At 31.1% G+C, this 15,044-nt stretch carries 11 protein-coding genes and 7 tRNA genes; 5 read left to right on the plus strand and 13 right to left on the minus strand.

The window, feature by feature from the left end:
- Nucleotides 1–139: 139 nt before the first annotated feature.
- The 4 genes from H3T96_RS03260 to H3T96_RS03275 form a co-directional block, all read right to left on the minus strand.
- Nucleotides 140–988: a MucB/RseB C-terminal domain-containing protein gene (locus H3T96_RS03260; RefSeq protein ID WP_172398386.1), complete on the minus strand. Its 849-nt coding sequence runs from the start codon at nucleotides 986–988 to the stop codon at nucleotides 140–142.
- A gap of 141 nt (nucleotides 989–1,129) precedes the next feature.
- Nucleotides 1,130–1,690, minus strand: coding sequence for an RseA family anti-sigma factor (locus tag H3T96_RS03265; RefSeq protein WP_086326228.1), 561 nt, complete (start codon nucleotides 1,688–1,690; stop codon nucleotides 1,130–1,132).
- A gap of 41 nt (nucleotides 1,691–1,731) precedes the next feature.
- Entirely contained in the window at nucleotides 1,732–2,307 is a 576-nt protein-coding gene (gene rpoE / locus H3T96_RS03270; RefSeq protein WP_086309220.1) for an RNA polymerase sigma factor RpoE, read from the minus strand.
- A gap of 211 nt (nucleotides 2,308–2,518) precedes the next feature.
- The gene (locus H3T96_RS03275) at nucleotides 2,519–5,011 is read right to left on the minus strand and encodes a class I adenylate cyclase (RefSeq protein ID WP_143422867.1); all 2,493 of its coding nucleotides are present in this window, start codon (nucleotides 5,009–5,011) and stop codon (nucleotides 2,519–2,521) included.
- Nucleotides 5,012–5,095: 84 nt separating this feature from the next.
- Between H3T96_RS03275 and H3T96_RS03280 the strand changes: the two genes are divergently transcribed.
- The 5 genes from H3T96_RS03280 (at nucleotide 5,096) to H3T96_RS03300 (ending at nucleotide 11,373) form a co-directional block, all read left to right on the plus strand.
- Nucleotides 5,096–5,710, plus strand: coding sequence for a CoA pyrophosphatase (locus H3T96_RS03280; protein WP_086327434.1), 615 nt, complete (start codon nucleotides 5,096–5,098; stop codon nucleotides 5,708–5,710).
- Nucleotides 5,711–6,056: 346 nt separating this feature from the next.
- Nucleotides 6,057–6,857 (plus strand): YdgH/BhsA/McbA-like domain containing protein, encoded by an 801-nt coding sequence (locus tag H3T96_RS03285; RefSeq protein ID WP_172398387.1) that lies wholly within the window; start codon nucleotides 6,057–6,059, stop codon nucleotides 6,855–6,857.
- Between the two features lie 584 nt (nucleotides 6,858–7,441).
- The gene (locus H3T96_RS03290; protein WP_039129465.1) at nucleotides 7,442–8,593 is read left to right on the plus strand and encodes a hypothetical protein; all 1,152 of its coding nucleotides are present in this window, start codon (nucleotides 7,442–7,444) and stop codon (nucleotides 8,591–8,593) included.
- Nucleotides 8,593–9,963 carry a DUF6384 family protein gene (locus H3T96_RS03295; protein ID WP_144091556.1) on the plus strand — a complete coding sequence of 457 codons (1,371 nt, stop codon included), beginning with the start codon at nucleotides 8,593–8,595 and terminating at the stop codon, nucleotides 9,961–9,963. Before H3T96_RS03290 ends, H3T96_RS03295 begins: the two co-directional genes overlap by 1 nt.
- A gap of 3 nt (nucleotides 9,964–9,966) precedes the next feature.
- Entirely contained in the window at nucleotides 9,967–11,373 is a 1,407-nt protein-coding gene (locus tag H3T96_RS03300; protein ID WP_144091555.1) for a hypothetical protein, read from the plus strand.
- Between the two features lie 986 nt (nucleotides 11,374–12,359).
- Here H3T96_RS03300 and H3T96_RS03305 read toward each other — a convergent pair.
- The 9 genes from H3T96_RS03305 to H3T96_RS03345 all read right to left on the minus strand — a co-directional run bounded on the left by H3T96_RS03305 (nucleotide 12,360) and on the right by H3T96_RS03345 (nucleotide 15,023).
- Nucleotides 12,360–12,434: transfer RNA gene (locus H3T96_RS03305), tRNA-Gln, on the minus strand.
- A 15-nt stretch (nucleotides 12,435–12,449) separates the two neighbouring features.
- Nucleotides 12,450–12,534, minus strand: a tRNA-Leu gene (locus tag H3T96_RS03310).
- A 65-nt stretch (nucleotides 12,535–12,599) separates the two neighbouring features.
- A tRNA-Gln gene (locus tag H3T96_RS03315) sits at nucleotides 12,600–12,674 on the minus strand.
- Between the two features lie 25 nt (nucleotides 12,675–12,699).
- Nucleotides 12,700–12,782 (minus strand) — tRNA-Leu (locus H3T96_RS03320).
- A gap of 77 nt (nucleotides 12,783–12,859) precedes the next feature.
- A tRNA-Gln gene (locus H3T96_RS03325) sits at nucleotides 12,860–12,934 on the minus strand.
- 25 nt (nucleotides 12,935–12,959) lie between these two features.
- Nucleotides 12,960–13,044 (minus strand) — tRNA-Leu (locus tag H3T96_RS03330).
- Nucleotides 13,045–13,081: 37 nt separating this feature from the next.
- Nucleotides 13,082–13,158 (minus strand) — tRNA-Met (locus H3T96_RS03335).
- A 117-nt stretch (nucleotides 13,159–13,275) separates the two neighbouring features.
- Complete coding sequence (locus tag H3T96_RS03340; RefSeq protein WP_144091554.1) at nucleotides 13,276–14,373, minus strand: multifunctional CCA tRNA nucleotidyl transferase/2'3'-cyclic phosphodiesterase/2'nucleotidase/phosphatase; 1,098 nt, start codon at nucleotides 14,371–14,373, stop codon at nucleotides 13,276–13,278.
- Complete coding sequence (locus H3T96_RS03345; RefSeq protein WP_086308160.1) at nucleotides 14,373–15,023, minus strand: TIGR04211 family SH3 domain-containing protein; 651 nt, start codon at nucleotides 15,021–15,023, stop codon at nucleotides 14,373–14,375. Before H3T96_RS03345 ends, H3T96_RS03340 begins: the two co-directional genes overlap by 1 nt.
- Between the last annotated feature and the right edge of the window lie 21 nt (nucleotides 15,024–15,044).

The following is a 15,044-nucleotide window of genomic DNA, read 5'->3' on the forward strand; positions in this document are numbered from 1 at the left end:
TTTTATGTTTTAGTTATATACTGTTAATTACCCGGAATGTTATTACCAAAAATAACAGGTTAGATAATCACGAAAAATAGAAAAGGCACATTTTACACATTAATAACCGCGAAGCATAGTGTTATCGAAAGTTTTGCGATTATTTCTCAACAATATTTTGGGCAATACGCTCAATAGTAACTTTAGGTAGATTACCAATAATAATGATATTTTTATTATTAATATTTGTCGAAAAAATAGTCCGATCACCTTGCGTAATAAGCTGATTTAGCTGGCTTGATTGTTCCGAAGATACATTAACGGTAAATGAAAAAACACCATCAGAAAACAATTTAGTGGCAATATCAGAATTATAAAAATTAACATTATAGGCCGCAATTTCTTTAAATCCTCTAGGTAACCATGCTAAGCGCCAAACTTCTAATATGTCATTTTGTTTTTCAATTGATAATAAGATAGGATAATTGCGACTGTCTATATATTCTTTAATCTCTTTTGGATCGAATTTTTCGTCTAAATTAACCACTTTTTGTTGACTTATGATTTCACCATTTTGATCAAGCAAGTCAATTCGAAGAGGCAAAAAATTTTCATCATCAATCCAAATAATATAACTATAACGATCTTTGTCTTTAGCAATCATTTTTACTAATTGCGCACTACGATTAGCTGTTCTGGTTTTACCTAATAAAATAAAATCATAAACATCAACCAATTGGTTGAAATCATTATAAATCACATCGGGAAAAGCTTCAGTAATACGTGGACTAGTAATAGAAAAAGAGGCACTATCTGGTTGAAAATAACTCGTTACACCATTGTTCAAAATAATTTCTTTTGCGGGGCCTTCAAGATAAAGCAATTGAGCTTTGATATCATTTTGCTTTTCTGATCCTAAATGAGAATATTCATAAGTGGTAACGTATTGATCTTTATCTTGAGAAAGCAAATGAATTTGGTAAGTACTCGTTTTAACAGCTTTGTGCATACTATTCATCAATAGTAGCGCTTTATCGTTGTTTTCCGGATAGGCAGATAAAGTAAATAGCATCAAAAACAGAGTAACGATAAATTTTATACTCTGTTTGAGTTTAGATGTATTTAAATAAAATAAACAATTCATAAAAAATTAATGAGCATTTAGTCTTTTTTGTAACTCATAATCCTGTACAAGCAATCTAATTTTATCATATTGTCTTTTTTCGAGTAATTGTTGGTCGTTATGTTGTTGGATACCACCAACAGGGGCAACATTGACTCCAACCGGTAAAGTATTCAGTGTTGGAGCGCCATTTATATTATTTGATTGCCCTTGCTGATATTGAACACCAGCAATAATTGCTAACGTAACACAAGCCGCCAATCCAACTTGACTGACTTTTGCCACTGCATCTTTTACTCGATCCCAAAATAGATTTTCAGCTTTTGGTATAGTGACTTCATGTGGGGTTGGCTGATCTGCCATTTCAAAATATAAGTTTTCATCAGCAATAGCCTGAGCAACTTGTTTTGAAATATCTAAAGTTAACGTACTACTGTGCAGCTCACCACGCATAGCGGATCTTACAACATGGTAGCGATGCCAACATGACTGTAAATCTTCATCTTTTGATACAGCATCAATGAAATAATCATCTTTAAGCTCACCATCCATAAGGGATGAAAGTTGCTGTTTCTGTTCTGTTTGCATAGTAGATACCTTAATTTTATAGCTACTTTAAATTAAATGATTTAATCAGTTATTAATGGTTTAATCTTTTCATCAATAATATCACGAGCTCTAAAAATACGTGATCTTACTGTACCAACAGGTGTACTCATAATTTCGGCAATTTCTTCATAACTTAAACCATCAATTTCGCGCAATGTAATGGCAGTTTTTAAATCATCGGGTAATGCTTCAATTGCTTCAAATACCACTTTTCCAACTTCTTTTGAAAGTGCTAAACTTTCTGGATTATCAATATCTCTTAAAGATTCTGCACCGTCATAACTTTCAGCTTCACTTGCATCAATGTCTGATGATGGAGGCCGACGTCCCTGAGAAATTAGATAATTTTTTGCTGTATTAACCGCTATTCTGTACAACCATGTATAAAATATACTTTCACCTTTAAATAGGCTTAAAGATCGGTAAGCCTTAATAAAAGTCTCTTGCACAACATCTGGAACTTCAGAAGCTGAAACGTAGCGAGAAACCAAATGAGCGAGTTTATTTTGATAACGAACAACAAGCAAATTGAACGCATTTTTATCCCCATTTAATACGCGATCAACTAATACTTGGTCTGTTATTTGCTCCCCCATTAAAGGCCAACCCTCACTATGTTAATAACTGCTTGTGGCCCAAAAATGTGCTTACTAACAGTTAGATTGTTAAATTCGTAAAAAGTTCCCATTTATTTTAATAGAAATATAAGTTTTTTTCATATCAAAATACCTTTAAAACATTTTTTACAACAAAGAATATTAATTTTATTGAACTTTTTATAAAATGACTTAACTTTACAGATCAGTTTTAATTCAATAAGTAGATCTCTCGTTCACCAGCATTATTATAAGTAATTTGATAAAATTGCGGTAGATTGAAATTGACAGAACTACTTGTAGTAAAAGTAAATCTATCATCAGATAAAACATAAAAATCATTAATTGCTTTGACCATATTTTCTCTATTGCCGTTACAATTTCGATATATTTCTATTTGATTATGTTCATTTAAAATATAGAGATCAAACCCAATGTCAGTATCTTCGAAAAAGAACTGAATTACACCTTGGTAGGCTACACTGTCTATTTCTTTAGGCAGTTCATTTGTTTCATCTAATATATTTAATGGTCTTCCTTGAGCCTTATTATTAGACACTGCACCGTAAAAATCAATGGTATTTTCAAATTGATGAAGTGAGACACCAAGTCGTTCAAAAAATAGATACCAAGATGCGCCATCAATTCTTAAAGGTTTAACTTGCGTTAAATTATTTATCGTAGAACTTAATCGCAGTTCAATGCAATCATCCATCAACTTTTTTATTTGTTGTCTAATTTGGCTATTTAAACATTGACTGTAACAAAATATTTCCATTGAATTTGGTAAATCAGCATCTTTATGCATTCGGTTAAGTAACGCTTTAATAGCTTCAAGAACACATAATTTACCATTAAAATGTAAAACACGAATTTCATTCCAAGAATTACGGTATAGTAAGTCTATTGATCCAACTAAGCTTAATTCATTTTCACCATAATTTAATACATTCGAATTAAATTCATCTTCTAAGTTTAAATTAGATGTAGGATCGTTTTCGAGATTTAAAATGATGGCTAAGTGACGTATCTCACAGGGTCCATAAAGTTGTTCTTCCGTTGCGGTTGGAACATTAATAGGAAAATATGCTTTTAGATCTTGAATGAATTTGGTTATTTTAGTCTTATCCCGATCTTCACCATTATGATAATAAAACTCTGTTGAGTCATAAATCATATTATTAAAATAACACCAACTAACTAATTTAACCAAATATTTACTATATTCTATATATTGGTGACCAATAATGTCATTTAAAACTGGCTTTTGTTTATACACATACCAACCCGAGCGATTTATTCTATCTTCTTTAACATAAATAAAAGTAAGTGTATCTTCTTGTAAATTATTAGAAATATTGAGTTTTAATGTGGTGATTTTACCAGGCAATACTTCAAAAGAAGCATAAAGTTTACGTGTTAATATCGCTAAGTCTTGTGGGCTAATTAGTGAATCTAAATTATTACGACGACCAAAATTTAGTAAATTGCGATAACCTGTCATCATAGTCTGTAATAATATTTCGTGTATTTCACGAACTTGTTCTATCTTCCAAGTATTACTGGCATCTAATTTAGCAATGAACTCTTTACTCCATCCCCATTGTTTCACTAAATCATCAAGAACTTTTCGACGCCACGATGGCAAGCTAGTTGGAACAGATAATTGTTCATTAACTTTTAGATAAAAACACGTTCTAATCAGTTCTAATCGTGCAAAATCTTCAATTTCAACTAAGTAATGAGTTAACCTTTGCAAAAGCATATAGTACGAATCTAAATAGCAACCTTGATAAATTTCTGCCTTTTGAATGTAACTTCGCATCTCATAAGCGATTGGTTTATTTTCAGGGTAAATCCATGAATAAGCTTCGAGTAATAAAGTTTTCAATACGGCTTTAAATGGCGAATCAATACTTTTATAAAGTTGCCATAAGCTAGCACCAAAATATTCTTCTGCAGATAATCCAGTTAATGAACCAAAATCGATCCATTCATCACGTATGATAATATTCTGTTCAATTAATGCTTGAACACACTTTTCATAAGTCGGATATTTGGTGTTATTGATAGTTAAATCGCTAGGCACTGCAAACCACAATAATAATTTACCTGCCAATAAGTTAGCCGAACGATAAAACTCCTCTAACAATAATATATGTTGTGCCGAACCACAATTTTCACCGATTAAACATTCATGATGTTTATTGATAAAGCGATCTACATCTACAACAAATAAGGTTAATTTAATCCCTAATTCTTTTGCCCATTGCTCAATTAAACGACATTTTTTTTGTAAAGATGACTTTCGATCTGCTGATAAATTATTTTCAATACAAATCCAAATATCCAAATCTGATGCAACTGATTGTCCAATTGAACATGTACTTCCCATTGAATACAGGGCGGAAATGTCAGATTTGACAGTTGTTAATGGAGCAATGAAATTAAAATCATTTTGTAATTGAGTAGAAACAGTTTCAGAAATTTCATAACAAGCAATACCCATAGGCGTATCTTCATTTAGATAGCCTGGAAGTTTAGGATCATGAAAGTGAAAAAGAGCCGGCAGAAACGAAAAAACACGTTGAAATTCTTCTGACATAGCATTCAGAGCACGTTCATGTTTCAATAAAGCAAGATCTTTAAGTTGTTTTTTTATGTTGTTAATATAATATTGCATGGCATTATTCAAGTAAAACACGTGTACTACTAACAAACAATTTCAATCTAACATTTTCTTATTATAACGTAAATAGAACGTTAAATTAAAAACAAAATAAATATTATGATCACATTAGAAAAAATAACGGATATTTTGAGAACAACTAAGCATGCTAAACAAATCAATAATAAAGCCGCAGTGTTAATTCCAATTGTAAAAGTAGATAATCAATTACACTTGTTATTCCAAATTAGATCCCATAAACTCAAATGGCAACCTGGTGATATCTGTTTTCCTGGTGGTAAAGTTGAAATTGAAGATATAAATCCAGAACAAACCGCGAAAAGAGAAACATGTGAAGAACTAGGACTTTCAATTAATGAAATTACTATTTTAGGTCAGTTGCCAAAATTTATTGCCACATTAGGGATGATAATTTATCCATTTGTAGGTAAAATTGATTCTATCGATGATTTAAAGCTAAACTTTGACGAAGTTGAAAGTATTTTTACTGTTCCGCTTGAATGGTTTAAAAACAATCAGCCTTTACATGCTACAATGCAAGTTGGGCATAAACCAGATAATGATTTTCCTTATAACTTATTACCCAATCGTTCAAAAGATTGGCAAAAAAGATCTGAACATTTAGTTTACTTTTATCACTATAATAATTATATTATCTGGGGTCTAACCGCTCAAATAATAAAACAATTCATTAATATTATTCAATATAAGTAATATAATATTAAAAAATTAGCTAACGAATTTAAAAAGTATTTTTACTTAAATCAACGTTCTTCAGTAAGCGTTTATTTTTAACGCAATGTTTCTATAAGTTTCATTTATTACTATATATTTCTTTAGTGAGTATCATTAAATCCAAATAGTTTAAAACAAACAGTTCTTTTATTTCTTAGATAAAAATTTATGGCCAAACGTAATTAATAATAGGTAGATATAGACATAAAAATCTTAAAGTTTGATGGTGTATAAATATCTTTAAATTATGTTTTATATTTGCAAATTAAAAAAAGCGTTAAATATTAACTTTAGTTTTAATAATTTAAAAATGAAGGAAATGATCATGAAACGTTTAAACAAATTATCTATTACTCTTGCTCTTTTATTATCATTACCTGTTGCTAGTGTTTATGCAGCAGATGCTTTAACCTCTCAAGAAGCAAAAAACTTAATTCCACTTAAAGAAATTTCTGTAACGGGTAGATATTTACAAGCTGAAAATGCAGCAGATGATATTTCTCGAGCAGCTGATGAAGCTGGCGCTAAGTATTATCATATTAAAGCAATTGAGAATGCAATGACTAATAACTCAGCCGATAGCGCTGTTGTTTACGCTGATATTTATCAATCTAACCAACCTGTTGCAGTGGAAAAAAAAGAAGTGACACAAAATGGTGTTGTTCTTTATCCACGAGCTAAAGCGCTTTATTATCTTCCATTTGAAGTTATCAAATTTAAAGGTAATTACAATAATACTGCCGAAATAACGAATGATGCGAGTAAATTAGCCGCAGAAAAGAATGCATATGCTTTTTATGTTTTCTCTATTGCGCCTTCTGATATCAAAAATCAGGCACAAGAAGTCGATGTTGCATTATATAAAAAAGATGCAGTAGTAAGAGATTTCATTGTTTCTAAAGCAATAGAAGGTGAGGATGCTTACGAAATCACGAGTGATGCGTTTAAAACAATGACACCTTATGAAACGATTAGTTTTCATGGTTCATTCAACAATACAGCCGAAATCAGCGCTGAGGCTCAAAAATATGCAATTGCTAATGATGCACACTTTTATTATGTGAAAGAAATAACAACAAATCCAGCCAGTACAATACAAACCGTTTATGTAAATTTATATAGATAATAAGTTAATTTTTTATATAACTTTCTACGTGAAATAGCCATTTACCCACGTGGAAAGTTATCTTATTCACTCCTCATTAAAAGTATATCAATTGAATTTAAAATGATATTTTTTGCTAGATATTTTGTGGTCTATTTGTTGACTACTATTTTAATTATTATATAGTTTTTTGATGCTAAAAGCTTCCATATTATACCTCTTTGGTTTTGCCCGAACCATAATTATTAAATGCATACCATTCAAATCTTCTGCTTAATATGTCAAATACAATGATCCACTAAAATTTGTTTAAGTAAATACTATCTGATTTACGATTATCAGGTGTTATAACATTTGGAAATGCATTAATTAGTTTTCATCATCATAATGTTTATACCTCAACTTCTTTAACAAAAGATATAACAACATTAAAGAAAATAAATCGTTCTTTTGAATATGTTTAATTAAATTTTAATAATTATATTAAAAAGAGTTTTTATAATTTCTATTTTAAATCAATGGTAAATTGTTAAAATTAAGTTGATGATATATAATTTTTTGCGTTACCTAATAAATTTATTACAAATATTTTAAAGGATTAAAAAATGTCTAATCAAGTTGTTCCTTATGTCGATAGAGCAGTACAGGTATTAAATAAAATCGGCATTATACTTAAACCTCAAACCGATGCCCCAATTTTAAAATTACTGGATAATGTTACTGAAATTGATAAAAACCGAGTTATGTCGATAGCTCGTACGTTGCAACAACAAGGTGCATTTAATGAAGTAGTCCGTGATCAAATTGATGGTGTTGAAGTATCACAGCGCTATACCAAAATTGTTAATCATTTTGATAGTATTCGTACTGATATGGAAAAAATGATAGGTTGGCTTGATGATGGTCGATTAGACTTTTTGGAAAGAATCAAAATTGGTTGGATGAAACTTAAACGCGGATCAATTCCAGATCGTTTCAATCTTATCAAATCTACTTACTTAGAAGTATCAAAAGAAACAGGTAATCAGGTCGAACGTGAACGTATTATTTTAAATGCTTATCAGGATTTTAGATTTGGATTAAAACAAGCACAAATTACCGCCGAAGAATTAGTCAATATGGCAACAGCCCGCCTTGAAGATTGTAAAAATAAATTATCATTAGCCATTGCCGATGTAGATAATTTCAATTCTGATGATCATGTTGCTCGAGCACGTTTAGAACTCATTAGAGATGAAGCATTACGTAATGTTCAACAAGAAGATAGTCGTTATCAAATTATTTTGGATTTAGCCAATAATTTAACCGTATCTTATAATTCAGCCGAAGCAGTATTTGCCCGTTTACAACAAACAACTTCAGTAAAAGAACGAGTATATCAACAAAGTGTTAACTTTTTTTCAACGAATGAAATTGTGTTTACTGCTTTAAGTGCTTCAATAACCTCTTTAACTGGTTTAAGTGAAAGTACTAAAACCTTAGAAGCCTTGAAAGATGGTATGAATAAAGGTATAGAAAGTATAGCATCTGCTGGTAATAAACAATTAGATGAAGCTTTACGAGCTGGGTATGGTTCTACTATTAAAGCCGATTCGTTACGTTCTTTAGTTGAAGCGATCGTTAATTATCAAGAATCAAGCCAACAGCTAATTAGCGAATTACGAAATGAATCAATTGAAAATGCAAAAGAAATAGATCGTATTGTTGAAGATGGAAAACAACGCTTTAACAATATTATTCTAAAGGTTAATAGTTAATGTCGGAAATTAAGCTTAGTGAACAATTAGGAGCGATGGCAATAATTGATGAGCTTTATCAAAAACAGCAATTATTACTTGAGCATCTTGATCGCAATGTTTTGCGGGATAAATTGAAAGAAAACATAAAAAATTACTATCAAACCAAAGGACAATTTATTGATGATAGTCTTATAGAAAAAGGAATTAATCTTTGGTTTGATAAACGTTTGCGGTTTAATGTACCTAAACGTAATTGGTTTATGCATTTTCTTGCTTTATGTTATATTAAAAGAAACATTGTATTTTCTATTATATATATTATTTTATTCGTTTTAACGTTAATTAACTTTGCAGAAGTAACGATTACAAAAAAAATAAAAAGTAATATTGATAGTACTTATAACCATATTTTATCCGCAAAAAGTAGTTTAAATGATTTAAATAGAAAATTTCTTGAAATTGATAAGCATTCTGTCAATTTTGCCCAAGTTCCAATAAAAAAATTAAAAAACTCAATTATTGATCTGCTTAACCAAGATAATATTTCTTCTATAGTAAAACCTGGGGCAGATCTATCTTCAATAGCGCAAAAAGATAAAGATATACTTAAATATTTAAAAGAGACTGACTACTCAATCAAAACTAAATTATCCGAAGTCACTTCGCAAATAACACAATTGCAAGAATTAATTGAAACGGATAAGAAATTAACTAAATTAATCCAAAATCAAGAATTTACTGATGCTAGTAAAAAATACCCTATTTTACAAAATATTGTCGATTCTATTATTGATAGCCTTAATCAAGGTCAAACAAATATCGATACTAATCGGATTGAAACACTTTATTCTTCAATTGAACGTGCAGAATTTCTTGAAAAGAAAATTGAGTCTGATACGAAACAGTTACTAGAATTAAGCGTACCTAAATCAGATATGGATCCCATTATTGCGCTTCAAACTTCATTACTTGCTGATTTAAAAGATTTAAATTTTGAAAATGTTGAAAATTATCAAACAATGATGGCTTACTACATTAAACTAGCACAAACTAATTTAATGTTGACCATCGTTGACCATCCAGATCATAAATCTGGGGTTGAACGCACACATGAGAATACTAATGGTAAATCTTGGTATTTAATTGTCCAAGCATTAACATCAACTGGTAAGCCAACATCAATATGGGTAAAAAGCATCGAAACCGGTGAAACCAAATTAGTAGAGATGTTTGGTCAACAAGTTACCTTAAAAGCATTTAATGCCGTTAAAGAGGATAAAATAAATGATGGGCATATTGATAATAATAAACTTTGTGCTAAACCAAAAGGACGTTTAACGTTTAACTGTCCAAATTCAGTTAAATCAGGCAGGATTTTAGAGTGGTAAACCATGCAGACAAGAACAATTGAAAGCACCATTAATCAAAAAGCTCGGACAACTAAGGCTTCTTTGGACTCAGCCAATCAAGAATTACATGATACACATGAAAAATTACTTGATTTAAAGACTCAACAAGCAAATATTTATAATAAAATTGCGACTATCTATTTATTAGAATCACCTGAAAATAACGATATTAAAATACAAAAAATTATTGACCAGTTACAAAATGTTTTAAAGCAATTAAAAAGCAAATCTTACAGTTTAGACAAAAAAATTGATAAGCAGCAGATAAAATTAACAGAAATTTTGATAAGATTAGATGAACTTACAACCGAAAAAACGCTACAACTTGAGAAAGATCCCGATTATCTATCGCTATTTGATCGCTTTACTATCGAAAAAGAACGCTTTGATAAAGAAACTGAAAACTTTGAAGCTTCTCAAAGCGAGTTTTCAGAAAAACTTGTTCAATATAACGAAAATAGGTATTTTAATTATTTAATTAAGCGAAACTATGGTGAAAATAATTACAAAGCTTTTTGGATCTTAAAAAACCTAGATGCATGGTTAGCAAGATTTGTTAATTTTTCTCAAAATTACAAAAATTACAAATTAATCAATTCATTACTAAATGAATCAAAATCACGTTACGAAAATCAAACAAGATCTTATGAATTAGCATTAAAACAAAAAGAACAGAAAGAACATAGTGTTGAAACTGTTTTGAAAATACCAGCGATAAGAGTTGAATTAGCAGAAATTGAGCAGGATTTAGCGAATCTAGAGCGAGAAAAGCAAGAAAATTATAATGTTTTAAATGAAACACAAACAGGAAAAAGCCTCGAGTTTAAAAGACTCTCTTTGCAACTTGCTGAGTTTTTAAAACATAAGTCTTTTGATAGACTTCAGCAGCTAACCTTACAAACAAAAACTAAAGGAGATGATATATTACTTAAAAAGCTCTATGAAATAGAGAAACAGATAAAGCAATCTGAGAATCATATTGTTCATCTTCGTAATACAACTTCAGATTTAATGAAAACCTATGAGCGTTTTAATGAAACACTTGATCTTTTTAAGGAATACAATATTTCCAGTTTTTTATATGAATATAGGATATCTTCGTATAATCTGAATGAACTATTAAATAAATTATTAAACAATGATGTTTTTCCAATTACCATTGTTGAGACACTACTTAGCTATAGAGTACGAATAAAAATCGAAAGAAGAACTTCGGTACATCAAAGCAGTATCGGATCATTATTGAGCTATTCATCAAAATCATCTTCTTGGGGGTCTTCATACCGTAGTAGTTCTTCATCCAGTAGTAGTTCATCATCAAGTCGCGGTAGTTACTCATCAAGTTCATCGTCAGGTGGTGGAGGATATAAAACGACAGACAGTTTTTAAATCTAGGTATGAGCTTTTTTATAATATATTCATTATTCACGTTCTATCGTGGATAATGATTAATTTTAAAAATCTCTGTTTTATTGGCAATTTATATACTATCTACATATAAATTACTTATTAGAAACACATAAATCAATATGAAAATAATGCTGATTACTTAATACTTTTCTATATTTGATTTGTGTCATATTATTTGATTACTTATACTATATTTTGGTTTTATACGCTTCTAACATTTTTCCACTAGGTTACTAATTTATTCTGACTTGATAATTAATATAGTACTTCTGTTAAATAATTATAGAAAAATTGCGATATAAAAGTTCTATAATAACGACAAATAGATTTTATCTAATCAATCATAAATTCTATAGGAATTTGAGCTAATTTTTTACTTGTGTAGGAACAAAGACTTTTAATTATTCTTTTCTAACGCTTAGATTTCACACTAATTGAGCCTAAATTTATTTTGAGATTACCATTTTTCGATCTTTAATTTTTTCATTATTGAGTATCTGATAGCATTCTACAGCCTATTGATATTTTATTTCACCATAAATGAAAGACATCACTTTATGGTCAAAAAATTCAACATTACCAAGAAAATTATGTTTTATCGACTATTGGAATTAAACTAACAATGTTCAAGGTGTTTTTAATTTCAAAGTAGATAAACATAGACTTTATACAACTATTTTTAGTTTAGTTATCTTAACCCAACACTGTAACGATTAAGTTAATACAAGCTTTTTGACTAAATGGAATTAGGTAATCATAATTTATATTATTAACCATACATTAGTAATAAATGTTCATAAATATAAATTGCATTTAAAAGGAGAAGAACAAGGATAATCAATATCAAATCAATGTATCTGTTAGAGCAACTAAATAGTTACAAAAAAATATGAATTAATGCTATTTATGGACTCAAATAATATTGTGAAAGAGTTGACCAAATATAAGAAAGGAATGCATATTTATGGCTGGGGTACAAGGATTCGAACCTTGGAATGGCGGAATCAGAATCCGCTGCCTTACCGCTTGGCTATACCCCATTATAAAAAAATATATGGTACGGGTAGTGAGATTTGAACTCGCACACCTTTCGGAACTAGAATCTGAATCTAGCGCGTCTACCAATTCCGCCATACCCGTATTGAACTATTGATAAAATAGTATATATCAGATTTAAAAATTTTAATATATTATACAGGATAAAATGGCTGGGGTACCAGGATTCGAACCTGGGCATGGCGGGATCAAAACCCGCTGCCTTACCGCTTGGCTATACCCCAATAAAAGATAATTATTAAGATTAAATGGTACGGATGAAGAGGCTTGAACTCACAACCTTGCGGCGCCAGAACTTAAATCTGGGCATCTACCAATTTCGCCACACCCGTATAAATAATCAATAAAGAGGTATAAACCTAAAAAATTAAACGGACTAAAGCATCTTAAAAAATTACGCAGAATGGAATGGCTGGGGTACCAGGATTCGAACCTGGGCATGGCGGGATCAAAACCCGCTGCCTTACCGCTTGGCTATACCCCAATAAAGGATTAATATTAAGATTAAATGGTGCGGGTGGAGAGACTTGAACTCACACACCTTGCGGCGCCAGAACCTAAATCTGGTGCGTCTACCAATTTCGCCACACCCGCACTGAATACTTCCGGTAAAAGTACTACCTAATCTTAATGGTGGCTACGACGGGATTCGAACCTGTGACCCCATCATTATGAGTGATGTGCTCTAACCAGCTGAGCTACGTAGCCATCTCATTCGCAACGTCATAACCAACACTGCGAGGCGCATTATGCTTAAGTTCCGGCAAATCGTCAACACTTTTTTTTAGATATTTTGAAAAAAAGTTACGATCGATTAAGATGCAATCAAATCCGGTTTAATAACAATTCAATTCGCCTTTTTTGTAGTTCAATTTGAATTTCTTTTCCAGTAAACCCATCGGAAATAATTTTTTGCACATTAACACTATTAGCTAGTTTATAAGCATTTTCTAAATATTGTGCTTGAGGAAAGGATGCAGTTTTAGCTAAAGCCTCGCTTGCCATAATCAATTGAGAAAGATGTTGTGGATTACGCCATACATCAATTTTATTTAGTAAACAGATAATTTGTTCAGCTGGGAGTGTTTGCACCGACAGGACATCTTTATAGTATTGCTTAACCATTATGGCAAGCTTAGTATAATTATTGGGTGATTTGACTTTGCTACATAAATTTTCAACTGCATGCCTAGTAGATAATTGCGAACAAAGAACACTAAAACGGATGGTTAAATCGTTAGTTAATGAAACAGAGTGTTTTAAAGCATCAATAACCGTATCGGATAAGACTAATGGTGGAAACAATATAGCAAGTGCCCCACATTGTTCCAAAACTTGAAAATAGATTTGAGGATCTAAAGTAGATAAGGCTTTTTCAGTCTCTTTCCAAACACGTTCTGGGGTTAGATAACTAATTTCTCCAGCTAAAACCATATCTTTCATAAGATTCATTGTTTCTGTTGCAACAACAAAACCTAATTGATGATAACGTGCAGCAAAACGTGCGACTCGCAAAACTCGTAAAGGGTCTTCACGGAAAGCTGGCGAGACATGGCGTAACAGCTTACGTTTGATATCTTCAACGCCATGGTAAGGATCAATAATATTATTTTCTTCATCCATAGCAATAGCATTGATGGTAAGATCTCGTCGGATAAGATCTTGTTCTAAAGTAATGTCTTTACTGAAATCACAAATAAATCCAGTATAGCCATTACCTGCTTTGCGTTCTGTCCTCGCTAATGCATATTCTTCTTTTGTAACTGGATGTAAAAATACAGGGAAATCTTTACCGACCTGTTGATAGCCTAAAGATAGTAATTCCTCTGGTGTCGCTCCAACAACAACCCAATCACGGTCCGCGCTCAGTAATCCTAACAATCTATCCCGAACACCCCCTCCAACTAGATAGATTTGAGACATTAACGCATCCAACGATCTTTTTTACGACGAGGCATTATCATTGGTAAAATTAGACCTAATACTAGACCTCCACCAGCAACAAGACCGCCATAAGTAAACCATGTAAGAATAAGATCGAGTCGTTTATCATCAACTTGATTTAACATCGAATCTATTTGAGTTCTTTGCTGTTTGACTTGTTTATCAAGATCGGCATTTTTATTTTGAAGAGTTTCAATTAATTCTTCTGCAGATTGCAATTTTTGCTCATATTCATTTACGATTTTTCGTTGATTTTCATCAACATTATTTACTTTATCTTGATATTCGGCTAATTTTGCTTCTAACTCGGGAAGGCGTTCTCGATAACTTGGCTCATCATTAAGTTTATTGGTCTCAATCCACCCTATCTTACCATTACTAATTTGGATTCTTGTGTATTTACCATCGTCACTTTTTTCAAGAGAAGTCACTTTTTGGCCAGTTTTAACCGCACCAGAAAAACCATAATTAGCACTAGGGCCACGACGTAAGTAGATATCTATATCATCTGTCACATATTTATCTGCAGCATTAGCATTAAACACAAAGCCAAGAAAAGAAATTATAATAATATTATGTTTTTTCATCATATTTAACTCAATCCATCCATTTTTTAACCATAATAACATAAAAAAATAACTTTTCGCATA

Source organism: Gilliamella sp. W8136 (assembly GCF_016101285.1).
Classification (GTDB): domain Bacteria; phylum Pseudomonadota; class Gammaproteobacteria; order Enterobacterales; family Orbaceae; genus Gilliamella; species Gilliamella apicola_N.